We start from the raw sequence: 21,855 nt of genomic DNA, 5'->3' as shown, positions 1-21,855 counted from the left end.
CGCACTCTGAAGCGAATGTTAGAAAGTGCATGCTGGAAGCATTAATACATATCATACCGGGCCAGCACTCCTTTCAGACCGCCATTACTCAGATCTTTCTTCCAGGCAGGCTTCAGACCGATTGTTTTCAACATTTCCCTGCGCCCGAAATAAAGATATGCCTCAGACCCCTGACACCGGTGCTTCAGAAAATCGCCGAATTCCTTCATCAGGGAAGCGTTCTCCTCCTCCCTGCCAAGTCTGATGCCGTAGGGAGGGTTTGAAATAATCACCCGGTTTTCGAGATTGACAAGCTTCTGGAAGATCGATTTTTTTATCACTACTTCCCTGCCCCCGGGGAGGGTGGCCAGATTTTCCCGGGCCGCGGCAACAGATTCCTGAGAACCGTCGCTGCCGGAAATCAGACCGGCGGGAAGTTTTCTTCGAGCCTTGTCTGCTTTTTCTTTTTCCGCCTTCCAATCGGAGGGGCTGAAATCAGGCATCGCGGCAAAGCCGAATCTATCCCTGAAACAGGCCGCCGGAATCCGGCAATATCGCATATAGGCCTCCGCCAGAATGGTTCCGGAGCCGCACATGGGGTCATAGAGGGGCTTTTCACCATTCCAGCCGGAGAATCTGACAATCGCCGCCGCCAGGGTTTCCTGCATCGGGGCCTCAACCGAGTCCTGCCGATACCCGCGCCGATGGAGAGAGCCCCCTGAAGTGTCGAGACTGATCACCGCCCGGTTGTTCTCCACATGGAGGTGAAGCCAGAGGTCCGGCTCCCGCCGGTCGACATCGGGTCTGACCCCGAACTCCTCCCTGAAGGAATCGACAACGGCATCCTTCAGGCAGAGAGCGGCATATTTCGAATGGCGGATCTTGCTGTGGGAAACGGTCGCCGAAACGGCAAAGGAGCCGTTTTTTCGTAAAATGGCCGGCCAGGGAATATTTCTGGCGGTTTTATAGAGATATTTGGTGCTGTGACAATCAAAGGTCAGGAGCGGCGCGAGGATTCTGGTGCAGAGTCGGGACTGATAGTTGATCCGGTACACCGTCGGCATATCGGCCTTGAACCGCACCCCGCGGTACACCGCTTTGACTTCCTCCGCCCCGAGTTCGGCAAGCTCCCTGCCTCCTTCTTCTTCCAGACCTTCGGCTACGAGCGCAAAAAAGAAACCATTCTTCTGGTAGGTAAAGAGTCCGTTCTCCGGTGTTTCAGTTTTCAAAATGAAGGGTGTATCCTTTGAAATTTTCGACATGAGTTGACCGCATCCCTGAGTTCTCCGTCTTGTCGTAGAATATCCGCAGCCAGCAGGAACTGGCCGACCGCCCGGTTCAGATTCTGCCCCGGGGCGTCAACCCTGAAATAATGGTCCCCTTCCAGGTGATCGGTAAAGTAACGCAGTCCGAGTTCAAAACTGATCAGACCTGTCGCCCTGGACAGCAGATCATACTCGGGATCGGCCAGATATGCACCCATCTCACCGAGATAACCGGTCAGGACCGAACGGAATACTTCTATATCAAACCTTACAGAATCAAGATCTCCCCCGCCGCCGCCGACTGGATTGCAACATGATCTGAAACAGTCGCCGAGATCATACAGCAAAAGACCTGGTTTCACCGTGTCAAGATCCACCAGGCCCACCGCCTTGCCGGTATCATCAGCAAGCATGATATTCGACACCTTGGGGTCGCCATGGATAATTCTTCTCTTGAGACGCCCTTCTGTAAATGCATCTTCAAGGACAGTGACTCCGGTCCGATTTTTTTCGATAAATTCCGCACAGAACTCTTCCTCTGCAGATCCCGGGATGAATTTAAGTGCGGTTACAATCTGATCATATCTGTTCAGGTATTGCGGGGTAACATGAAAACCGGGCAAAGTATCAAAAAACTCTGCAGGGTCAAGATCGATGGTCAACCGATGGAATTTTCCCAGGGCTCGGCCAACCTCGCGGGCCTGCCCATCCCCTTCCACCCTCTCGAAACTGGACGCATGGTCGATAAACGAAAGCATCCGCCAGACCCCGCCACCGCCATCACGATAGAGATCCTGGCCTCCGGGGGTAAGATACGGAGTGACCGTCTGCCAGCGGTCTGCATCGTGGTCCGGTTCAGGACCGATATCTTTCTCCAGATGGCGCGACAGATTCCGGAGATTGGCCATGATCTTTTCAGGCTGTCGGAAAACCCTGGTGTTTATCCGCTGCAGGACAGCTTGAGCCGGTCCTCCCCCGGCAAACTCAACCAGCCAGGTATCGTTGATCTTTCCGGAGCCCAACGGGGTTATCTTTTTCTGTATCCGCTCCGGGAAAAAAATCCTGACAATATCAGGTTTGCCGCTCATCCTTTTTTTTCAGCCATGCCACAGAGGTTTTTCCCCGTTTCCAGCTCCTTTCGTTTCTCCTCGTCAGGATCACTCTGCCCGAGATTGACCATTCGTATATCCTGGTAGCGCGCCGGATTCTCCAGCAGGGTCTTTTCAATCAGGTCGGCAAACTGCTGCCGGTCGCGGATTGAAAACAACTCCATCTTCCTTCTGGCTTCACCGAGGGTCAGAGACACTGCCCCGGCGGCATCCCTTTCCATCACCGATGAGGCGTGGGTCGGCAAGACGATCGTCCGGTCATCGATCCGGCGGAATCTCTGATGGATGGTATCAAAAAGAAGATCGGCCCACTCCCTGACCTTGCCGCCGAGATCAGGCCGCCCCAAAGCGCTTTTCATGATCGCGTCGCCGGTAAACATATATTTCTCATCGAGAACAAACGAGGTACTGCCCGGGGTGTGCCCCGGAGTGTGCAACACCCGCAATTTGCTTTTCCCGACCGCAAAGGTTTCACCATCGGCAAGAATTTTATGACTGTATGCCGCCCCGGCCGCGTCTACGGGGCTGATGCAATAATCACATCCGGCATCTGCTGCCAGCTGTCTGCCTCCGGAAATATGGTCCGCCTGCAGATGGGTATCAAACACATATTTCAAGGTCGCATTATGGTCGGCCAGGAGCTGCTTGATTTTCTCGATATGCCGGACCGCATCAATCACCACCGCTTCGCCGTCCGAGATGACCAGATGGGTGATGCAACCCTTGGCAAGTCGGTAAAGCTGAATAACAAGAGGATCGTCGACAACCCTTGTTGTTTCATAGAGAAAGCTCCACGCCTCCATCCCCCCGACCAGACCTCGGGCGTTAAGCCCGAGCTTCCGCAATTCCGCCGCAGAATATGCCGAGGCATCACCGTGGGCACAGACCACGATGATCTCCCTGTCCACCGGCAATCGATCAAGATATTTCTCCTCCTCCCCCACCAGATCGGTATGGGGGATATTCATGGTCTCGATTTCATGCCTGCCCTCAATCCGCCACGACTCGAATTCATCAGGGTTGCGCATATCCAGAAGCAGCTCCACCTTGCCGCTCTGGATTTTCGCTTCGAGTTCCTCAACAGTTATTTCTCCCTTGCCCATACTCTCTCCAGGTTCTGCACTGCAAAAATCTTCACTCAATGGCTTATCCAAAATCATCGGCAAACCGATACAATCCTATAGAGCTAAAAACAGACAAATTCTACCGGTTACAAGGTTGGATTACCATGAAAATTGCAAGTGCGGACATCATTCTTCAAAGTTAGCACCTTTTAATCCAGAATCACCAGAAAGGCGAATCTTTCCAAGCCTGGATCGGCAGTCATTCCGGCAATCTCCGGGAGATATCGGTCTTCCTCCGGGTGATCGGTACCGGTAGGACAATCCAGGAAATCGACCTGGTCGCCTGATTGTTTTGTGTAGTCCAACTCCACATCCACATTTTCCCACCCCCTAACATCCCACAACCCTGTGATGAAAAATAAATATATCTTTGACAATCACACATCTGCTCTTTAACATAGGGGAAATTATGGAGTCAGCCCGTTTCACGAGTCGATCAGAGCTTAATTACTAATAAAAAAATGGGTGAAAATCATGGGATCAAAAAGACCTTTTCTGGTCATCCTTCTCGCTTTTTATTTTGCAATTGCAGCCCCACATCAAGTCCAGGCAGTTGTTCTTGGTCCAGATGTGCTTGGTTTCGACTTCAGATTCAACAACCCCGGGGCTCGGGCTAACGCCATGGGTGGCGCCTTTATTGGTCTGGCTGATGACGCTTCTGCGGCCTATACCAACCCCGCGGGACTCACCGTCCTTACTAAGCAGGAACTCTCAGTTGAGTATAAATACGGGACCACTACCACCAGGGTCAAGGACGGATTGGGTGAGCACGACTATGAATCCTCTGACGGCAACCTTTCTTTTGTAAGCTATGCCACCCCCAAGGAAAAGGCGACCATCACCCTCTTCAAGCACAAGATGATCGACTCAACCAGCGGAACCACCTGGAAAGACGATATAACCGATTCTGGGGTCTTCTCTGAAGTGGAACTTAACGCCGACACCTACGGCTTGGGCTTTGGGATGAAAGTGGCCCCCCCTCTCTCTCTGGGACTGACGATCAACTTCTCACAGATGGATTACAAAACCATATCTACAAGAATGAGCAACAGTGACCCTGGATATATTGACAACCTGGACAGAATCAACGGTTCGGGAAAAGATGAACATGTGATCGTTTCCATGCTCTGGAACGTGTTTGACGAGTTCAATTTCGGCGCAGCCTATCACGAAGGGGCAGAATTCACCTTTGAACGCATAAGATACCGTCAGGACACCTCTGTTCCTCTTTCAGTCAACGATGACCTCCTAATTAATAAAGTCTACAACCATGTCCTTCATGTCCCCGAATTTTACGGAGTCGGTATTTCATACTCCTTCCCCATCGGACTCACACTTGCGGCAGACGCAAATCACATCAAATATTCACAGATACTTGATGACGCGCTCGATGACTCTGGCCAGCCAACAAACGCTTTTGAAATAGAAGATACTTGGGAATACCATGCAGGGCTGGAATATGTATTCGCCTTGGCATCAACTCCAATTGCCCTTCGGTGTGGCTACTTCTTCCGTCCAAACCACTCAGCCAGGGAAATTTCTAGTGGCATGGATACAGGCGGTACTGATGACAACATCTATACTGTTGGAGTCGGTGCAGTTTTAAGTGAAAACCTCCAGGTAGACGTTTCCGGCTCATTCGGTGACCTTGTCAACGAAGGGAGCTTTTCACTGGTTTACCGACTTGAATAAGGAAGAATTATTTCCTCTAAATACCTTTTCAGATAACATTTTAGCCAAATACAAATCTTAATCGCTGGAGCCATGATGAAAAAAAATCTCTCTCTCGTTTTCCTGTTAGCTGCCATAACAACACTGATTACCGGTAACGATGTCTACGCCCAGCTCTCCGGCCCCGACATGTTCGGTTTCGAATTCAGGTTCAATAATCCTGGAGCCAGATCAAACGCAATGGGTGGCGCCTTTATCAGCCTGGCTGATGACGCAACCGCTGCCTACACCAACCCCGCCGGGCTGACGGTACTGACAAAACCGGAGTTTTCAATCGAACACAAAACGGGTAGCTACACCCAGAAGATCTATGATTATCCCAATCCACCTGGAGCAAACAGAACGACCGAGTATGAAAGCAACTCCGAAGGGATATCTTTTCTCAGCTATGTCGTTCCTAAAGGGGATGCAACCTTCTCCCTGTATCGCCATCAGTTAATTGATATTAACAACGAGTATATATGGCAGCACGGGACAGACCCGTATTACATCACAAGTAATATTGATGGTGTTACTTACGGTTTAGGGATGGGCCTGAAAGTGATCGACAGTCTCTCTATAGGAATCTCCCTGAACATGACCGAGTTTGATTACAAGTCGGTCTCCACCAAACATCTCGACCCCTGGAACCCTGTTGACGGGGAAGACGAGGTCAGAATTGAAGGGGATGGGAGCGCCGGTCACTACATTGCGTCCCTGCTCTGGAATCCTTTCAGCGAGCTCAACATAGGCATGGTATACCGAAAAGGCCCGGAGTTCACTGCCAATGCAAGCTCATATGTTTTTAACGGAACATCAGACAGGTATGAACTTTATAGGCGTTTCGACAGCACATTTAAAGTACCTGATGTCTGGGGTGGCGGCATCTCATACAAATTTTCAAGCCTGACCATCAGTGCCGATGCACTTGTCATTGAGTACTCAGACATTCTCGATGGCTATATTGAGATCGATCCCACTGGTCTTGAATGGAAAATGGACGATGAAACAGAGTATCATGCGGGCCTCGAATACGTTTTAACCGTTAAAGAACGTCCCATCGCCATCCGGGGCGGTTACTATTACCGCCCTTACAGCAAAATGTATGTTCCCCCACCATATAGCCAGCCAAAATTTGACCACCTGTTCTCTGATAAGGATACAAACGAGGACATTTACTCAATCGGATTCGGCACTATGATCACAGACTTGGTTCAGATGGACCTGGCTGCATCAACCGGTGATTACAGCGATGAATACACGCTGTCTTTCATTTACCGTTTTGAATAAAATTTATAGTGGCAATTCTCGGGCAAGAACCGCATAATAAACGTTTAACCATGTAACTTATCAACCGTTTTACCGGAGGCATAACCATGATTTTCAGGAACAGAGCCATCGTCCCATTTTCCCTGATTATCCTTCTACTGCTTGGCGCAACCCTGATCTCTCCCAGACCGGCCAGGGCCCTGGAAGATTACAAGAAGCTCTATCTCGAAGGCCTTGAACTGAAAGAGAAAGGCGAGTTTGAAAAAGCTCTGGAATCATTCACCAAAGCCATTGAAATCAAAGACATGGAAGCGACAAAGATCCGGTTTTATGGAATGCGGTACGGCGAATATTTCCCCCATCGCGAGAAGGGAATAGTCCATTTCGAGCTCCAGCAGTATCGTGAAGCCTACACCGAACTGGAAAAATCCCTGAACATGTCGCCCTCAAAGGATGCCGAAAAATACCTGGCGATGGCCCAGATGGAACTGGAAAAGCTGGGGGAAACGGATATGTTCGGAGTCTACGAGATCCCTAAAGAGCTGCAGAAAATCCGCAAGGCCAGAGAGACCAACAAGTATGCGGTGGCGGTGGTTATCGGCAACGCAAAATATGACGACAAGGATATCCCGTCCGTCAACTTTGCCGTCAACGATGCCGAACTGGTCAAAAATTACCTGATCAACACCCTTGGCTACCGGGAAGGGAACATCATTTTTGAAGCCAACGCCTCCAAAGGAGTGTTCGAATCGATCTTCGGGACCAGCGATACCCATAAAGGCAAACTGTTCGAGTATCTTACCCCTCAGCAATCAGACATCTTTGTATTCTATTCAGGCCATGGCGCTCCCAGCCTGGAGACCAAGAAGGGGTACATTCTGCCGGTGGACGGCAACGCCAACAATGTAAGGATCAGCGGGTATTCGCTGGATCTCCTTTACGAAAACCTGGCCAAGATGCCGGCCAAATCGGTAACCGTGGTCACCGACGCCTGTTTTTCCGGGGCTCCGCTTTTCAAGAAAGCAAGCCCGGTGGGCATCATCGTCAACAACCCGCTGGCTGCGAGCACCAACACGACCCTTATCAATTCTTCAGCAGGGACCGAGCTTTCCAGCTGGTATACCGAGAAAGGGCACGGTCTTTTCACCTATTATTTTCTCCTGGGTCTAACCGGTGAAGCCGATCTGAACCAGGACAAGAAAGTAACCATGGCTGAGATCAACAAGTATCTTGGTGAAAACATTCCCTATATGGCCCGTACGCTCCACGGCGGCCGCAAACAATCACCCTCCGTCAATACCGTCAACATGGAAAGGACACTGGCAGAATATCAATGAAATCATACAATTACATACTAAACGCAATTTTTTTCCTGATCTGGATTCTCCTGGCAGGCCAGGCGCAGGGGGCAACCACAATCACCACCATCGGTGAGGCGGCCATCTCCAATATCACTCCGGAAGAGGCCCAGAATCTCGCCCTGCAGCGGGCCAGACATGAGGCCGTTTCCAGGGTCTGCGGGGTTCAGGTGCAGGCCGAGACCCTGGTGAAGAATTTCTCGATGGCGGGAGATTTCATCCATTCGGTCAGTTATGGCCGGATTGTGAACGAAGACGTCCTGAAGTGGGAACTGGATGTGGAACAGCCCTCCCCCACCAAACCGGCGGAAATGGTGTACCGGGTCACCCTGCGTTCTGAAGTTCAGGAAGAAAAAGGCGAGCCAGACCCGTTTTACAAGGTCAAGGTCTGGTTGAATAAACAAGTTTTCGAGAATGGTGAAGAGATGATCGTCAACGTCAGCTCGACCAAGGAAGGATATATCACCGTACTCAATTTTTCTGCAGACGGCACCGTGACCCTGCTCTATCCCAACAAACTGCGCAGGGACAACAAGGTTGAACCGAACAAGGAATATCAGATACCGGCCAAGGAAGACCGCGGCAGTCTGATGACCTTCCAGGTGGCGACTCTTCCCGGGCATAAGAGAGACACCGAGTTCATCAAGGTGATCAGCACCCGCGGCCCGGTCAATCTGTTCTCCGAGGTCAAGGCCCACGGCAATTACGGGGTGATGGATTCCACCAAATTCGCAGTGACCGAGATCGCAAGACTCATGGCCTCGATCCCGCCCAAGTCGCGGGCGGAGGACACCGCCTCATACCAGATCATCAATCCAAGGCTGCAATGATCCCGGAAAAACTCTCTCCAAACATGCATGCGCCTTTCGAACGTCTCGGCTTTGACCGGCGGATGACCAAGGAAGAAATAAACTCACTGCCGATCAGAAGCTACCCGGGAAAAATCAAGGTTATCAACACCCGTGATGGTCTCGACAAGGCGGTGCATGAGCTCAACAAGGAAAGCCTCCTGGGCTTTGATACCGAAACCAGGCCCAACTACCTGAAAGGGCAGGACCATCTTCCTTCCTTGCTCCAGCTGGCAGGAGAAAAATGTGTCTATCTCTTCCAGCTGAAGCATTTGAATTTTCCTGAAAAACTGCGAAAGATTCTGGAAACCGAGAGGATCATCAAATGCGGTGTCGCCGTTGATCAGGACATCATTCAACTGCAGAAAATCACCACGTTTATCGATGACGGTTTTGTTGAGCTTTCAAAAGTCGCCAAAGCCAGCGGAATCAGAAACCATGGCCTGCGGGGCATGACTGCAGTCCTTCTGGGTTTCAGAATCTCAAAAAGCGCGCAACGCTCAAACTGGGCAACAGACATCCTCACTGAAAAACAGATCCGTTACGCAGCCACCGATGCCTGGGTCGGCCGGGAACTCTACCTGATACTCAAGGAAATGGGAGTCATCTACCACGATATCTTCTTATAATTGACCCGGACCAAATACCAGCCCCCATTTCTCAGTTGCCCCTCAACCAAATCTATTTAACCCCCAGCAACTCCACATCGAAGATCAGGTCCGTGTTGGGCGGAATCACTCCACCAGCGCCGCGAGGCCCGTAGCCAAGTGCTGAAGGGATATACAGGGTCCTTTTACCGCCGATTTTCATCCCGGCCACTCCCTGGTCCCAGCCCCTGATCACCATACCGACCCCGAGCTTGAAGGAAAATGGCTGGCCGCGATCGACGGAGCTGTCGAACTTTTTGCCTTTGGCATCCCCGTTATTCAGCCAGCCGGTATAATGGACCTCGACCTGTTTGCCGGCAACAGCCTCACCGCCTGAGCCAACCGCATGCTCCTCATAGCGAAGACCGGAATCCGTTGTCACCATTTCCGCACCACTTTCCACTGCACACATAAAAACCCCCACCATCATCAGAATTAATAGTTTTCTCATAATAAGCCATCCTCAGCAAAATTTATCCGGAACCGGAAAAACCCTCAACACCCCTCCCTTACTCCCCCGCTCGACCACCATCCGACAACCATAATTCTCTTCCAGGAGCCCCGCAACCAATACTTCATCAAGGGTTCCGGAGGCACTGACCCGGCCATCCTTCAACAGGATCAGCCGCTCACCGTACATGGCCGCAAGATTCAGATCATGGGAGACCATGATCACCGTCGTTCCCCGTTCCCGGCGGAGCCGTTCCATGAGATCCATGATCCTGACCTGATGGGCAGGATCGAGGGAGGCGGTCGGTTCATCGAGCATAATCAGCCGCGGTTCCTGGCAGATGGCCCGGGCAATGATCACCCGCTGCCGCTCCCCCCCGGAAAGCTCATCGAGGCGCCGGTCGGCAAGCGTTGCAATATCGGTAAACTCCATGGCCTCCCGGGCAATCCGCCGGTCATGGTCTCCCTCGGATTCCAGGAGCCCAAGATGTGGGGATCGCCCCATCAGCACGGTTTCCGCCACGGTAAAGGGAAAATCTAACGCCACCTGCTGCGGCACCACCGCGACCGATACCGCCAGCTCCTTCCTGCTGTATTCAGCAAGGTTCCGGCCAAGGATCTCTATGGAGCCCGACGTCTTCACCAGTCCGACCAGAGCCTTGAGCAGCGAGGTCTTGCCGGTACCGTTCGGACCGATAATGACCACAAATTCCCCGCCGGAAACCTCGAACGCCACCTTTTTCAAAACCTGGACCTTCCCGTAAGACAGATCAAGATCCCTGACCGCAACCGCCTTCATCGGTTGGCCCTCCAGAGCAGGAAGATAAAGGTCGGAGCACCGATCAACGCAGTCACGATCCCGACCGGCATCTCGCCCGAGGCCGGCAGGCTGCGGGCGAGAAGATCACATATAATCAGGTAAGATCCCCCCCCAAGAATCGAGGCGGGGATCAGCAGTCGATGATCACCCCCGATCAGCAGTCGGAGAATATGGGGAACCACCAACCCGGCAAAACCGATCAGGCCGGAATGGCTGACCGCCACACTGACCATGAAGGTCGTGGCAATCAGCAAAAGATTGGTGACCAGTTTGACATTCACGCCCAGCACTGCGGCATTGTCCTGGCCCAGCAGCAACAGATTCATGGGCCGGGCCATGATCAGGATCACGATAAAACAGGGAAACACCGGCAGCAGCAGGGGCAGCTGCTCCCGGGAAAAAGTGGAAAGATCGCCCATCAGCCAGAAGAGAATGTGATGGACCTGAGTATTCCGGGACATGGAGATCAGAAACATGATGACCGCCCCGCACAGTGCATTCATCATCACCCCGCCGAGAAGAAGGGAGTCATTCCGTCCTTTGGACCTGCCCGTGGCCAGCATCAGGACCAGCAAGAGCACCAGCATACTGCCGGAAAACGCGGCCAGCGCAACCCCGGGAAAAGGTGCCAGCCCGGCCAGCATGGCAAGGATCGCCCCGATCGCCGACCCCCCGGAAACCCCGAGGATATAAGGTTCGGCAAGAGGATTTCGTAAAAGAACTTGAAACACCAGGCCACCGAGGGCAAGGGTCGCCCCGATCACCGCGGCCAGCACCACCCGCGGCAACCGGATCTGGCGGATAATGGCGGTCGTCACCGATTCCGGATCAGCCTCGCCGCTGAATACCCTGAACATCTCCCGGAAGCTGATCTCGGATGAGCCCAGAGCCACACCAAGGCAAATACTCAGAAGCAGAAGTATCCCCAGGGCCAGCAGAACCAGAAGCAGCTTCCGGTTTATGGAAATGAAATCACTTTGCAACCAGCTCTCCAAATATTTCCGGATGAATGATTCCGGCAAAGGTTTCCAGACCATCGATCAGGCGCGGGGTGGGCCGGTCAACCAGAGCGGCATCAATCACATGGACCCGGTTGTTTTTGACCGCTGGAATCTGCGGCCAGCGAAACCAGCCCGCCTTCAGGGCCTCAACCGAAAAGCCTCCCGCCATGGATGCCACAATAGCCACCTCGGGCTGATAGCCTAAAATATCTTCCCAGCTGAATTTCGGGTAGGAGCCGACCGCCCCCTCTCCGGCGAGATTGCGACCCCCGGCAGTGGTGATCAGCTCATGGATAAAGGTGCCGGGCCCGGCTGAAACAATCGGCTCGGCATCAATCTGAAAAAATACCCCGGGCCGGGCATGGGCCCCGGCCAGTCGCTCATGAACGGCTTTGATTCTCTTGCGCATATCAGAGGTGATCATTGCGGCTTTTTCTCCCGCGCCGAGAAGCGCACCCAATCCGGAAATCATCTCGATAATCCCGGCCAGGCTTTTCGGATCGACCACGTAGACCGGAATCCCCATTCCCATGATTCTTTCAACGGTGTGCCTTGGATTCCCGTCCTTGATCGCCAGACAGAGATCCGGTTTCAGGGCCAGTATTTTTTCCAGATCAAGCTGAACATAGGAACCGACCCGGGGCAACAGTTTCGCCTCCGGCGGGTCATCGCTGTACAGGGTTGCCCCCACCAGCAACTCCTGGCGCCCAAGCGAATAGACCACTTCGGTGATGCTGGGGGCCAAAGAAACCACCCGGGAAATCCGCTCCGGCAATTCCACTGCCCGGTCGATTTGGTCGGTTATGGTCCTGGCGGAGGACGCAACAGGAATCCACCAGAACAGCGCCAGGATGACAAATATGATTTTTACTGATGATATTTTCATTTCCAGGATTACTTCAAACTGAAACGGACCGGAACCAGCACCTTCATGGGCACCTGCCGCCCACCCTCGCGGCCCGGTTCAAAAAGCCAGTATCGAACCGCCTCTACCGCAGCCCGGTCAAGCACCTTGTGACCGCTGCTTTCAGCGATTTCCAGCCCTTCCACTTTCCCCTCCCTGCTGACCGCAACTTCCAACAGGACCGTGCCCTGCAACTGACGTCGTCGGGCCATGGCCGGGTATTCAGGTGGGGGATTTTCCTTATACAAGGGTCTCGCCAGAACCACTGCGGATGCCATCTCACGGTTGTTCTCCGCTCCCTGTACTTCCGGGGTTTGCCGGACCTCCGGAGCCGACTCGGCATTCTCAACAACCTGCTCAGGAACTACCGGAGACGCCGGCACAACCAACGGCGGAATCTCCCGGACAACGACCGCCACCGGTTCGGTAATCTCTAAAGGCGCAGCCTTCTCAACTTTTTTGACCGGGCGGGAAACAGACTTTGCCACCGGTTTCGCCGGTGCTTTTCTGGCCACCAGCCGGACCGTCACCTTCTTTCTGACCGCCCCAACCAGAGGCGCCTGAGTCTTCCCGGAACCCAAGTTCAAAATAATCACATGCAACAGCAGGGAAATAAGGATAGCGAACACAATCCTGATGCTGTTCCTGTCAATCAATTCCATAAATACCCATCAAGCCCGCTTCACGCCAGATTGTGCTTTTTTCTCGTCAGCGCCGTCCAATCTTCGACAAGCTCATCCTTCGACAGACTCACCCTTCGACATGCTCAGGGTGAGCGGAAACCACTCAGCTCCGCGCACATCCTGAGCTTGTCGAAGGGTCATCCTGATGGTGAGCCTGTCAAAGCCGCTCATCCTGAGCCTGTCGAAGGATAACATGGAGTTACGGCTCAACATCAGCCTGCAACGAAATACGACTCAACCCCGCCTGATTGATCCGGTCGAGCACCTGGAACAACTGCTGGTAATCAACCTGGCGGTCGGCAAAAAGAAGCACTCCCGGCTCCCGGCCGGACTTCTCCTTTTCAATCGCCGCCTTTTCTTTCAACACCATTGCCAGCCGTGAAAGGTCGGCAATTTCCTCATCGACGAATATCCTGCTCTCTCCATCCTGCTGCTGCTTGACGGTTACCGACAATATCGACTCTTTTTCCGGCGCCGCCGTCGAAGACACCGGCAGCTCCACCGGCACTCCCCGGTGAACGGCCATCGACAGCATGGCATAGATGAAAAAGACCAGCAGCAGGAAGACGATATCGATCAGCGGCAACATCTCGATCCTCGCCCGGCGCTTTTCCGGAAGGTTGATCTTCACGGGTTTTCCTCGGAAACCGGCGTCTGGCTTCCGGTCCGTGGCTCCTGGCTTCCGGCTCCTGTTTCCTGGCTTCTGGCTTCTGGCTTCTGGCTTCTGGCTTCTGGCTTCTGGCTTCTGGCTTCTGGAATTACCAGCTTCTCGTAGACTATCTCCAGACTGGTCGCGTACTGCTCGATGGAATGGGCCGCCTTGTTCAGCCGGGAACTGAAATAATTGAACGGAAATACCGAGACGATGGCGATACTCAAGCCCGCAGCGGTGGTGATCAGAGCCTGGGCAATGCCGCCGGTGACCGCCCGGGGGTCTTCAATTCCGGCCGCGCCGAGGATCTCAAAGGAGTCGATAATCCCGATCACCGTACCGAGAATGCCTAAGAGCGGGGCCACCGTGATCATGGTGTCGAGCACCCCCATGAACCGGCCCATCTTGCGCAGCTGCTCGGTGGCCGCCGATTCCATCGCCTTGCTCATCGAAAACTCCCGGTGGAGAATGCCGGTCACCAGAATCCGGATCACAAAATCGCGGCTTCCCCGCACCTTTTCCCGCACGTCATCCCATCTGCCGTCCTGACAGAGTTCGAGCACCTCATCAAGCAGGTCACGATTTCGCTGCAGATCAATACCGATCCAGAAGATCGCCCTTTCAATAACAACGAAAAGAACCAGAAAGGAGCAGGCCAAAAGCGGATACATTACCGGCCCGCCACTTAAAAAATAATTTGCCACCTGGACACCTCGGTTCAGTTTTTCTTCTCAGTTTCTAATGCAGTTTCCAGGAAACTATACCCGCCATGGCCGACAATAGCACCTGTCTGCAGATTGAGAGCCGATGAAAAAAGCGGGCCGTCAATCACCAGCGAATGGTATTCCCCCTCCTCACCACAGGCATCGGCCCCAGCAGCTTCAAGGGCCTCAATGGTCGGCCAGTCGATCCGGCGTCCGAGAAAGGAGCGGTCAAGACGTTTATCCTCAACAACCACGATCATTGCGACAAAACCCGCCTCAATAAATTCTCCGACCAGTTTCCGCCGCTCTTCCTGCCAGAGCGGCAGATGGGGAGTGATCCCATGTTTGTCGCACACCTTCTCGACCCACTGCCGGTGCGGCAGAAGATCGATATCGCCAAAAACGCCATCGCCCAATCCATCAGCTTTGAGACCGGCAAGATGCTCCAGAAACCTCGCCTCATAATCGTCCCACGAGGCGCTGCCGATCTCCACCGGAATTCCCAAGGCGTCGGCCTGGGCCTGGATGATCTCGCGGGAAAGAGCATGCGATTTGCTCTTCTCGCCGTCATCACCGAACATGGTCAGAAGCCGACGGGGGCGGCCGCCCTGCCTGATCGCCCGATACAAGGCGAGACAGGAGTCCTTGCCCCCGCTCCAGGATGCGAAAAAGTCCTTCCCCTTTAAATCTCCCATCATTAAAACTCGTAGGCAACCGAAGCAAATACTGTCCGCCCGGCACCTGGGTAGGGTTGCTGAGCAGAGGTGAAATCAGGATAGTAGAAAGTGGAAATATAGGTATCATATTCCTCGTCCAGCAGGTTAGTGGCCAGCAAGGAGACGCGCCAATGATCCTTCAGTTCCTGTTGCATCTTAAGATCAACAGTCCAGTAGGACTCCAGTTCGATCTGGGCCTCGAGATTCGTTTTGCCAGCGTAATAACCGGGGCGGGCACCGGTGTAGCGAGCGACGACCGATGAAGTCAGGCCAAAATCAGCATAATGAGTCAGGCCTGCCTTGAACTGGGTTTCCGGTGTATAGCGCGCTGCTCTTATCGCACCTGGAGACAGCTCTTCCTCCGCATCAAGCAGGGTCAGAGAAAGATCGACCAGCAGGGAACGATAGGGACCAATTTTAGTCCCTGCTTCCCAGCCCGAAGCTTTGTAGCTGTCAAGATTTGCCGGACTGTAGTAAAAAGTGGCCGGATCATAATACCAGCTGATCTTGTCAGCCACGTCCCATTTGAAATGAGATAAAGACGCAAAAAACTTCCCGGCCAGCAGGCTCTGCTCAACCGTTATATCACTATACCAGCCAGTCTCCGGTTTAAGATCGGGATTGCCTCTCATCCCCCATTGATCCGGCCAGAAGAGATCATTCATAGTCGGCGCCTTGAAATGCTGACCATGGCTGACCTTAACCGCAGTCATCGGCAAAGGATTCACCACTAAACCGTAACGACTCACATCCTCATGACCGAATTTGGAATTGGTCTCATAACGATAGCCCACGAAGAGCCGCACCTGTTTTATCGGACGCAGGTTCAACTCGGCAAAACTTCCCTGTGTAAATATCCGGTGTTCTTCATCGACTATACCGGAACCGGTGGGATTACCATCAGCATCGAGAGATGTTTGTTCATTTTCGTAATCAAAATTGCGGTACTCGCTGCCCAGTACCATACCAACCTGCGAGAAAGGGTGCAGGTCAAGATTCCCCTCCATTCCTCGTATCGTGTTTGTTATGGTCGACTCCGAACCACCGGAACTGTAACGCTCGTAATTACTACTCCGCAAAACCGCACAGTCACCCTTGACCCGCCAGTCCAACGAGTCGGAGGCAGTTCCTTTCATAACGATGGAGCTATGGCGATTTTCCTCTTCGTGGCGATCCAGTAAAGACGCAGACTCCCCGTTGTAGAGAAGCTGCCCATTGGCGAGGTAATAAGGGGTAATGCCGGCCGGCGGCTCAACTCCCGGCATTCCGTATTCCCGGTCGACATAGCCGAAATTAAAATCAACACCAAACGAATCCCCTTTATCGAACAGCAGGTTCAAACCTATATCATTATGTTCAAGATCACTGTTCTCCCGAAAACCATCCGTTTCCTTGCGATTTACTGTCAAGTAATATCCGAAATCCTCGGTGGCGAAACGCCCGGTCTCTGCCGCCAGATGGTACGCCGATTCTGTTCCATATCCAGCCTCAACCTTAGTTACAGGCTGGTCCCGTTTCGGTTTCTTACTGATGATGTTAACAGTGCCGCCCATGGCCCCAGACCCGTACAGCAAAGACCCAGGCCCCTTGACTACCTCGACCCGCTCAATGGTGTTCAGGGGGATCTGGCTAACATCGGCCACTCCCAAAGAGGGTGAATTCAAAACCACCCCGTCCATCACCAGCATGGTTCCTTTGCCATCCATGCCGCGAATCTGAATCTCCTGGGAAGCTCCGCCATAATTCCCGTAAGTCCGCCAGTCAATACCCGGCTCATTGGCCAGCAACCCCCCTAGGGATTCCGCCGGAGCCTCTTCGATATCAACCGCATCCTTGACCACCACACTGCTGGCAATATCCTTCCGTTTCTCCTCGGTCTTGGTGGCGGTCACCACCACCTCGTCCATCACCGCAACTGCCTCAGCGCCTGTCTCACCTGCGGATGAATTCCCGGAGAATGACAAAATCATCGCGGCAAGAAATGCTACCAGAACAATTTTTTCAGAGACTTCAACATCTTCCGCTTTCTTCGTTGTTACTTTCCGGGCAAAACGCCGCAATGAACGGAGAACCACCTGAAAGGTCTCCCACTCTTTTACTTTCAGGATGGTCAATTTTGACTGCACCTCTTCACTGAACCTCATTTTTCACCTCAAAAAATCATTCGATTCCCAGGCCCGAGGCAAAAAAAATCCCCGGACCGAAATTAATCGATCCGGGGATTCCCAATTTATCCGCAAGATCAGTCGATATATCCCTTGTCCACGGGGATACATCACCATTTTTCAAGGCAGGTCTTCTGACTCCCGGATCATCCCTCCACCAGCCTTCCCGTCCTTAACAGACAGTGGCAAAATGGTTTCAGTCCCCGGTTACAGCGGCGGGCCCGCCCCGGATTTACACCGGGTTCCCTTTTAAGCTCTGATGAGCGCCTGAAAGTTGTTTTTCTAATCAACAACGGGTCTCCGGTCAAGTGAAAACATGTGATTTCCAGCGAAGAAAATCACCTGCAAAGCGATAAGTTGCTCCCAATCGAAGAAGAGCCGAACAGAGTATCCCTTGTTTTGCCAGTTCGGAAAATTATCGCCCGGACAGATCCATTTCAGGACTTCACATTTAGAGGGTTCTCATAAAATTTCCGGCTCCAATTTTTCTTTTTTTACAAACAATCAACGACAAAGGACAGGTGCGACAATTTGCCACATTGCATCCTTAAAACTGCTTGAGTAGCTTGACTGCCACATTGTAGCAGAACGCTCGCTTGTTTCGAACACCGAAACAGGAGTACAGGATCATTCCAGACAAACGGAGAGTTATGGCAGATATAAATTCAAAGCACACCACCCGGAAAGCAAATGATGGCAAAAGAGTTGCGATCATCACACTGATCGTCCTTTTTCTGGCAGTGCCGATCTTGCTTCGAGCCGGATCAGCGCCCCGTCCGGAAATTGATCACCCCGTTGTCAAACCCCACGTCTATACCAGACATCTACGCTGTGTAAATTGCGGGATGAAACTCAATATGTGGGCCAGGACCCGCCATTCATTCACCCTTTCTTCAGGCGAATATCATACCTGCTCAATCCACTGTGTCGCCGATCTCGCCCGGCAGCACAAGGAATCGGCCAAAAACGTGAAAGTTGCCCTTTATCTGGAACCGGAGACCATGCTCGAAGCCGATCAGGCCTTTTACCTGGTAGGTTCAACGGCAGTCGGTACCATGACCGCAGTCTCCAAGATTGCCTTTCGCACAGAAAAATCCGCCACCGATTTTGCCAACAAGTATGGCGGATCAGTTATGAACTTTGCCGAGGTCCTGGCCCGGGCAAGTGAAGAGCTTTGAACCGATGAGTTAACCCCACTCTCAGATATCGAAACACGTTCCACTATCCGGGAAAGTTTCGTTCTGCGTATTCAACCTGCAAATAATTTCAAAGGAGAAAAATATGAATGTTTCATTTTGGAGATCAAGCCTGCTCGCACTGTCCATGACCATGGCCGGGATGATGCTGACCGGTTGTGGCGGCGGAAGTTCCGATAGCGCAGCAGCACCATCCACTTCAACTTCCATCTCAGGCTCGGTAGTCGCCGGACCCGTCAACGGGTGCGAGCTCACCGTTCACGATACCACCGGTAACCGGGTGGCCGGACCCGTAACTTCAAACTCCGGGGCGTTCACCGTTATGGTCCCCAACACCCGACTCGCTGAGGAGCTTGTTTTTCAGTGCACGGGAGGAACATATACCGATGAAGCTACCGGCAACACTACCACAGCCGCAACCTTAAGCGGTCGGTTTAGCGCCGGCACCCTGAGCGCAAACGCTTCAGCCATCCTCACCCCCGGCACGACTGTCATCCACGGCCTGATCGAAGCAGGTCTCACCAGAGCAGCGGCAGAAGCAGCCTTTGCCGGCGCTTTCGGCTATACGCCGGCTTCCGGTATTGCACCCAATGTTAACGGCGCCGGTACCGACGACGAAAATCTCGCCGGGCTGCGGGCAGCGGCTTTCAGTTGGCTCACCAAAAAACTCGGCCTGACACCGGGACAGCAGTTTGCAATGCTCTCTGCCATAATTGAGGATCTGGCTGCCGATTCAACCCTCGACGGAGTCGGGCCTGTTGTCATGACCCTCCCCAAAGATACATGTAACCGGTTCGGTGCCAGCCTGATCGCCCAGGGCAGTGCCATGGGACTTACGGCCAACAAACTCGGCACTCTCCCCTTCGCTAAAGTCGCCGAAACCGCTACATACCGGATCGAATATCAGCCCATGATGATGGGGGCCATGCAGGGCAAGACCGTGTTCAAGTTCCTGATCACCGATCTTAACGGCACTCCTGTTATCGGGGAAACGCCAACCATCAAGGCGACAATGGAAATGGCAACCATGAGACATGGAACTCCTGTGGACGGAGTCACAGAACAGGGAAGTGGAATTTACCAGGGAACTCTTTATTACCTGATGGCCTCAATGATGAATGGCATGTCGGCCGGTTACTGGTCACTCGATATCACCGTTAATGGTGAAACCGCCACCTTCTACCCAACAGTGGGTATGGCCATGGGCGATACCACCAGAGCCACTCTCAAGGATGCCAACGACAAGATCAGTATCATGGGCAATCAGCAGGTACGCAGCTATTACCTTTTCAAGGACAGCCTGTCTGGGACAACCGGCAATCACACGCTGGGATTATTTATTGCCACCCGCGACCAGAACATGATGACCCATCCGGCCCTTGCACTTGGCCTGGATCTGCATGACGAAAACGGAACAATCTGGACGGTAAACTCTGTTGCTGTCGAGGTTTCAACCGATGGTGGCTTAAACTGGAGAACAATGACTGATGATGCCACCGGTCATTGGAGCATTTCGGCTTTGACAGGACTGGTTGATGGACAGAGCAACGACATTCTGGTCCGGCTGACAGTGAATGGTGTTGAGAAAACCACTGATGGCACTGTGGCCGGAAATCCGGCCACTTTCACGGTAACACCATGATCATGCAGTTTCTTTCCACATCAATCAAACAGATCACCACCCTTGCCCTGGTCGGCATCGTTCTGGCAATGCCGACCGGGAGCCGGGCCGGATCCTGTTGCGGCGGGGGAGGAGGCGGCTCGCTGATTCTCCCCAAGACCGCCATCTCCGCTGTTTCCATGGATACCGCCTGGGAAAAGTATGACGGCTACTACGATCTGAAGAGCGACTGGCGTCCGGATCCTCCGGACTCAGACCTCTCCCAGTATCGGGTATCCCTTGCCCTGGCCCAACGGCTCGGTGCCGATTGGCAGGGGTCACTGAATCTGCCTTATGTATGGAACCGCAACAGATATTCGGCTGTCGATTCAACCACTGAAGGCATGGGAGATGCGAGCGTTGCAGTCACCTACGAAACTTTCAAGTCTCCCAGTTGCGTCACTAAAATATCAAGGCTCAAAGACCTGACCCCATCGATATACATCGGTACAGGTTTATTGATTCCGACCGGGGTTTCTCCATATGATGATGTGGACAACAGCTTCGATATCACCGGGAGAGGGTTTTACCGGGCTGACTTGAATATCATGATAGATAAAAGTATTTTCCCCTGGACCTTTACCCTCAACGGGGGAACGGGACACCATTTTGAACGCAAGGTAAACAGGGAGTACGGTCGATATGTAGAACCCTACAAAAAGCAGCTCGGCAATACGAGAAACGGTTCGGTGGCAGTGGGATACACCTGGGATCTACCCTGGGAGGCCACTACCGGGATGACGTTGATCACGACCATCACCTACAGCGACCGCCATGAAGATAAAGCAACCATCAATGGGATCACGGATGAAACCAGCGGGCTGCGTAAACGGAGTGTCGGTCTCTCCACAAGCCTTCTTTCCTTTGCCGACGACTGGGCCTTGACCCTTGGATACACAACGAGCCGACCAAGCGATGATTGGGGCAATAACTGCCCGGCCACGGATATTTTCTCTCTGGGAGTCAAGCATGTTTTCTATTAACAATCCCCGGCGGATTATCCGGAATCAATGGTGCCGGTTTGGAGTCATACTCCTGTTTCTCATTTTTATCGCCGGTTGCGGTGGAGCCACCGATGATCTCTTCCCTTCCGGTGACGACGAACGTCCGGTCGCAACTGATGAAACAGGTGGACTTCCCGGAAACACCTCTCCGGATTTTGCCCTGATCACCACCGATTACAACACCTTCACCCTCTCGGATTATCTGCAGGGAGGAGCAAACGAGGCCGATGCCGTGGTGATTTATTTCACCATGTGGTGTCCGGTCTGTTCGGCTCATATGGACCATATCCAGTTCCAGATCATGCCCGAATTCACCGGAAACAGAGTCGTTTACCTGGCAATTGATTACCTTTCCGGCTCCACGGCCAGCACCACTCAGGCCCAGCAGGACGCGGGATTTGCCGGGGGAAACTGGCTGGCAGCGGCTGATCCCGGCCAGGTCGTCACCGGAATCTTTAATGCCACCATGGCCACCACCGTGGTAATCGATCCAAGTGGCAAGGTGCGCATGAACGAGGATTTCCGGACCGGTGAAAACCTGCTGCAACTCCTGAGAGAACTAACCGCTGCTGCGCCCTGATCAGCAAAAGG

Annotated in this window: 21 protein-coding genes, 1 pseudogene and 1 riboswitch; of the genes and pseudogenes, 9 read left to right on the top strand and 13 right to left on the bottom strand. The window is 53.0% G+C overall.

The window, feature by feature from the left end:
* Positions 1-41 precede the first annotated feature (41 nt).
* From KKG35_10680 to KKG35_10665, 4 genes are all read right to left on the bottom strand, one after another.
* Positions 42-1,241, bottom strand: a complete 1,200-nt coding sequence (locus KKG35_10680; protein MBU1738592.1) for a class I SAM-dependent RNA methyltransferase — start codon at positions 1,239-1,241, stop codon at positions 42-44.
* On the bottom strand, positions 1,205-2,332 hold the full coding sequence (locus tag KKG35_10675; protein ID MBU1738591.1) for an aminoglycoside phosphotransferase family protein: 1,128 nt from the start codon (positions 2,330-2,332) through the stop codon (positions 1,205-1,207). Before KKG35_10675 ends, KKG35_10680 begins: the two co-directional genes overlap by 37 nt.
* Positions 2,329-3,456 (bottom strand): MBL fold metallo-hydrolase, encoded by a 1,128-nt coding sequence (locus KKG35_10670; GenBank protein ID MBU1738590.1) that lies wholly within the window; start codon positions 3,454-3,456, stop codon positions 2,329-2,331. Before KKG35_10670 ends, KKG35_10675 begins: the two co-directional genes overlap by 4 nt.
* Before the next feature lie 170 nt (positions 3,457-3,626).
* Positions 3,627-3,782 (bottom strand): hypothetical protein, encoded by a 156-nt coding sequence (locus KKG35_10665; protein MBU1738589.1) that lies wholly within the window; start codon positions 3,780-3,782, stop codon positions 3,627-3,629.
* Between the two features lie 169 nt (positions 3,783-3,951).
* Between KKG35_10665 and KKG35_10660 the strand changes: the two genes are divergently transcribed.
* The 5 genes from KKG35_10660 to KKG35_10640 all read left to right on the top strand — a co-directional run bounded on the left by KKG35_10660 (position 3,952) and on the right by KKG35_10640 (position 9,291).
* On the top strand, positions 3,952-5,169 hold the full coding sequence (locus KKG35_10660; protein MBU1738588.1) for an outer membrane protein transport protein: 1,218 nt from the start codon (positions 3,952-3,954) through the stop codon (positions 5,167-5,169).
* Between the two features lie 72 nt (positions 5,170-5,241).
* Positions 5,242-6,477, top strand: a complete 1,236-nt coding sequence (locus KKG35_10655; protein ID MBU1738587.1) for an outer membrane protein transport protein — start codon at positions 5,242-5,244, stop codon at positions 6,475-6,477.
* Positions 6,478-6,563: 86 nt separating this feature from the next.
* Positions 6,564-7,793 (top strand): caspase family protein, encoded by a 1,230-nt coding sequence (locus KKG35_10650; protein MBU1738586.1) that lies wholly within the window; start codon positions 6,564-6,566, stop codon positions 7,791-7,793.
* The gene (locus KKG35_10645) at positions 7,790-8,644 is read left to right on the top strand and encodes a DUF4384 domain-containing protein (protein MBU1738585.1); all 855 of its coding nucleotides are present in this window, start codon (positions 7,790-7,792) and stop codon (positions 8,642-8,644) included. The genes KKG35_10650 and KKG35_10645 overlap by 4 nt, the downstream gene beginning before the upstream one ends.
* A 23-nt stretch (positions 8,645-8,667) precedes the next feature.
* Positions 8,668-9,291, top strand: a complete 624-nt coding sequence (locus KKG35_10640) for a 3'-5' exonuclease domain-containing protein 2 (protein MBU1738584.1) — start codon at positions 8,668-8,670, stop codon at positions 9,289-9,291.
* Between the two features lie 52 nt (positions 9,292-9,343).
* On the opposite strand, the gene KKG35_10635 is transcribed toward KKG35_10640, so the two are convergent.
* From KKG35_10635 to KKG35_10595, 9 genes and pseudogenes are all read right to left on the bottom strand, one after another.
* Positions 9,344-9,760, bottom strand: coding sequence for an FKBP-type peptidyl-prolyl cis-trans isomerase (locus KKG35_10635; GenBank protein MBU1738583.1), 417 nt, complete (start codon positions 9,758-9,760; stop codon positions 9,344-9,346).
* 12 nt (positions 9,761-9,772) lie between these two features.
* Positions 9,773-10,558 (bottom strand): ABC transporter ATP-binding protein, encoded by a 786-nt coding sequence (locus KKG35_10630; protein MBU1738582.1) that lies wholly within the window; start codon positions 10,556-10,558, stop codon positions 9,773-9,775.
* Positions 10,555-11,616, bottom strand: coding sequence for an iron ABC transporter permease (locus KKG35_10625; GenBank protein ID MBU1738581.1), 1,062 nt, complete (start codon positions 11,614-11,616; stop codon positions 10,555-10,557). Before KKG35_10625 ends, KKG35_10630 begins: the two co-directional genes overlap by 4 nt.
* Complete coding sequence (locus tag KKG35_10620; protein MBU1738580.1) at positions 11,552-12,466, bottom strand: cobalamin-binding protein; 915 nt, start codon at positions 12,464-12,466, stop codon at positions 11,552-11,554. Before KKG35_10620 ends, KKG35_10625 begins: the two co-directional genes overlap by 65 nt.
* A gap of 8 nt (positions 12,467-12,474) precedes the next feature.
* The gene (locus tag KKG35_10615; protein ID MBU1738579.1) at positions 12,475-13,146 is read right to left on the bottom strand and encodes an energy transducer TonB; all 672 of its coding nucleotides are present in this window, start codon (positions 13,144-13,146) and stop codon (positions 12,475-12,477) included.
* Between the two features lie 220 nt (positions 13,147-13,366).
* Complete coding sequence (locus tag KKG35_10610) at positions 13,367-13,798, bottom strand: biopolymer transporter ExbD (protein MBU1738578.1); 432 nt, start codon at positions 13,796-13,798, stop codon at positions 13,367-13,369.
* Between the two features lie 134 nt (positions 13,799-13,932).
* Positions 13,933-14,523, bottom strand: a pseudogene (locus tag KKG35_10605) (MotA/TolQ/ExbB proton channel family protein).
* A gap of 14 nt (positions 14,524-14,537) precedes the next feature.
* A complete protein-coding gene (locus tag KKG35_10600; protein ID MBU1738577.1) occupies positions 14,538-15,218 on the bottom strand; it encodes a diphthine--ammonia ligase in 681 nt (226 codons plus the stop codon).
* Between the two features lie 2 nt (positions 15,219-15,220).
* Positions 15,221-17,383, bottom strand: coding sequence for a TonB-dependent receptor (locus KKG35_10595; GenBank protein ID MBU1738576.1), 2,163 nt, complete (start codon positions 17,381-17,383; stop codon positions 15,221-15,223).
* A gap of 127 nt (positions 17,384-17,510) precedes the next feature.
* A riboswitch (cobalamin riboswitch) is annotated at positions 17,511-17,690 on the bottom strand.
* A gap of 364 nt (positions 17,691-18,054) precedes the next feature.
* Here KKG35_10595 and KKG35_10590 point away from each other — a divergent pair.
* The 4 genes from KKG35_10590 to KKG35_10575 all read left to right on the top strand — a co-directional run bounded on the left by KKG35_10590 (position 18,055) and on the right by KKG35_10575 (position 21,844).
* On the top strand, positions 18,055-18,582 hold the full coding sequence (locus KKG35_10590; GenBank protein ID MBU1738575.1) for a nitrous oxide reductase accessory protein NosL: 528 nt from the start codon (positions 18,055-18,057) through the stop codon (positions 18,580-18,582).
* Positions 18,583-18,685: 103 nt separating this feature from the next.
* Complete coding sequence (locus KKG35_10585; GenBank protein ID MBU1738574.1) at positions 18,686-20,242, top strand: hypothetical protein; 1,557 nt, start codon at positions 18,686-18,688, stop codon at positions 20,240-20,242.
* On the top strand, positions 20,239-21,243 hold the full coding sequence (locus KKG35_10580; GenBank protein ID MBU1738573.1) for a hypothetical protein: 1,005 nt from the start codon (positions 20,239-20,241) through the stop codon (positions 21,241-21,243). Before KKG35_10585 ends, KKG35_10580 begins: the two co-directional genes overlap by 4 nt.
* Positions 21,230-21,844: a peroxiredoxin family protein gene (locus KKG35_10575; GenBank protein MBU1738572.1), complete on the top strand. Its 615-nt coding sequence runs from the start codon at positions 21,230-21,232 to the stop codon at positions 21,842-21,844. Before KKG35_10580 ends, KKG35_10575 begins: the two co-directional genes overlap by 14 nt.
* Positions 21,845-21,855: the final 11 nt, after the last annotated feature.

It is taken from the genome of Pseudomonadota bacterium, assembly GCA_018823285.1.
GTDB lineage: Bacteria > Desulfobacterota > Desulfobulbia > Desulfobulbales > JAGXFP01 > JAHJIQ01.
This window is presented reverse-complemented; position numbering and strand designations above follow the sequence as displayed.

What these genes read in the sequence shown, in the direction of transcription:
- KKG35_10680 (MBU1738592.1), bottom strand. Translation starts at nt 1,241, where the DNA reads ATGTCGAAAATTTCAAAGGATACACCCTTCATTTTGAAAACTGAAACA.
- KKG35_10675 (MBU1738591.1), bottom strand. Translation starts at nt 2,332, where the DNA reads ATGAGCGGCAAACCTGATATTGTCAGGATTTTTTTCCCGGAGCGGATA.
- KKG35_10670 (MBU1738590.1), bottom strand. Translation starts at nt 3,456, where the DNA reads ATGGGCAAGGGAGAAATAACTGTTGAGGAACTCGAAGCGAAAATCCAG.
- KKG35_10660 (MBU1738588.1), top strand. Translation starts at nt 3,952, where the DNA reads ATGGGATCAAAAAGACCTTTTCTGGTCATCCTTCTCGCTTTTTATTTT.
- KKG35_10655 (MBU1738587.1), top strand. Translation starts at nt 5,242, where the DNA reads ATGATGAAAAAAAATCTCTCTCTCGTTTTCCTGTTAGCTGCCATAACA.
- KKG35_10650 (MBU1738586.1), top strand. Translation starts at nt 6,564, where the DNA reads ATGATTTTCAGGAACAGAGCCATCGTCCCATTTTCCCTGATTATCCTT.
- KKG35_10645 (MBU1738585.1), top strand. Translation starts at nt 7,790, where the DNA reads ATGAAATCATACAATTACATACTAAACGCAATTTTTTTCCTGATCTGG.
- KKG35_10640 (MBU1738584.1), top strand. Translation starts at nt 8,668, where the DNA reads ATGCATGCGCCTTTCGAACGTCTCGGCTTTGACCGGCGGATGACCAAG.
- KKG35_10635 (MBU1738583.1), bottom strand. Translation starts at nt 9,760, where the DNA reads ATGAGAAAACTATTAATTCTGATGATGGTGGGGGTTTTTATGTGTGCA.
- KKG35_10630 (MBU1738582.1), bottom strand. Translation starts at nt 10,558, where the DNA reads ATGAAGGCGGTTGCGGTCAGGGATCTTGATCTGTCTTACGGGAAGGTC.
- KKG35_10625 (MBU1738581.1), bottom strand. Translation starts at nt 11,616, where the DNA reads ATGGTCTGGAAACCTTTGCCGGAATCATTCATCCGGAAATATTTGGAG.
- KKG35_10620 (MBU1738580.1), bottom strand. Translation starts at nt 12,466, where the DNA reads ATGAAAATATCATCAGTAAAAATCATATTTGTCATCCTGGCGCTGTTC.
- KKG35_10615 (MBU1738579.1), bottom strand. Translation starts at nt 13,146, where the DNA reads ATGGAATTGATTGACAGGAACAGCATCAGGATTGTGTTCGCTATCCTT.
- KKG35_10600 (MBU1738577.1), bottom strand. Translation starts at nt 15,218, where the DNA reads ATGGGAGATTTAAAGGGGAAGGACTTTTTCGCATCCTGGAGCGGGGGC.
- KKG35_10595 (MBU1738576.1), bottom strand. Translation starts at nt 17,383, where the DNA reads ATGAGGTTCAGTGAAGAGGTGCAGTCAAAATTGACCATCCTGAAAGTA.
- KKG35_10590 (MBU1738575.1), top strand. Translation starts at nt 18,055, where the DNA reads ATGGCAGATATAAATTCAAAGCACACCACCCGGAAAGCAAATGATGGC.
- KKG35_10585 (MBU1738574.1), top strand. Translation starts at nt 18,686, where the DNA reads ATGAATGTTTCATTTTGGAGATCAAGCCTGCTCGCACTGTCCATGACC.
- KKG35_10580 (MBU1738573.1), top strand. Translation starts at nt 20,239, where the DNA reads ATGATCATGCAGTTTCTTTCCACATCAATCAAACAGATCACCACCCTT.
- KKG35_10575 (MBU1738572.1), top strand. Translation starts at nt 21,230, where the DNA reads ATGTTTTCTATTAACAATCCCCGGCGGATTATCCGGAATCAATGGTGC.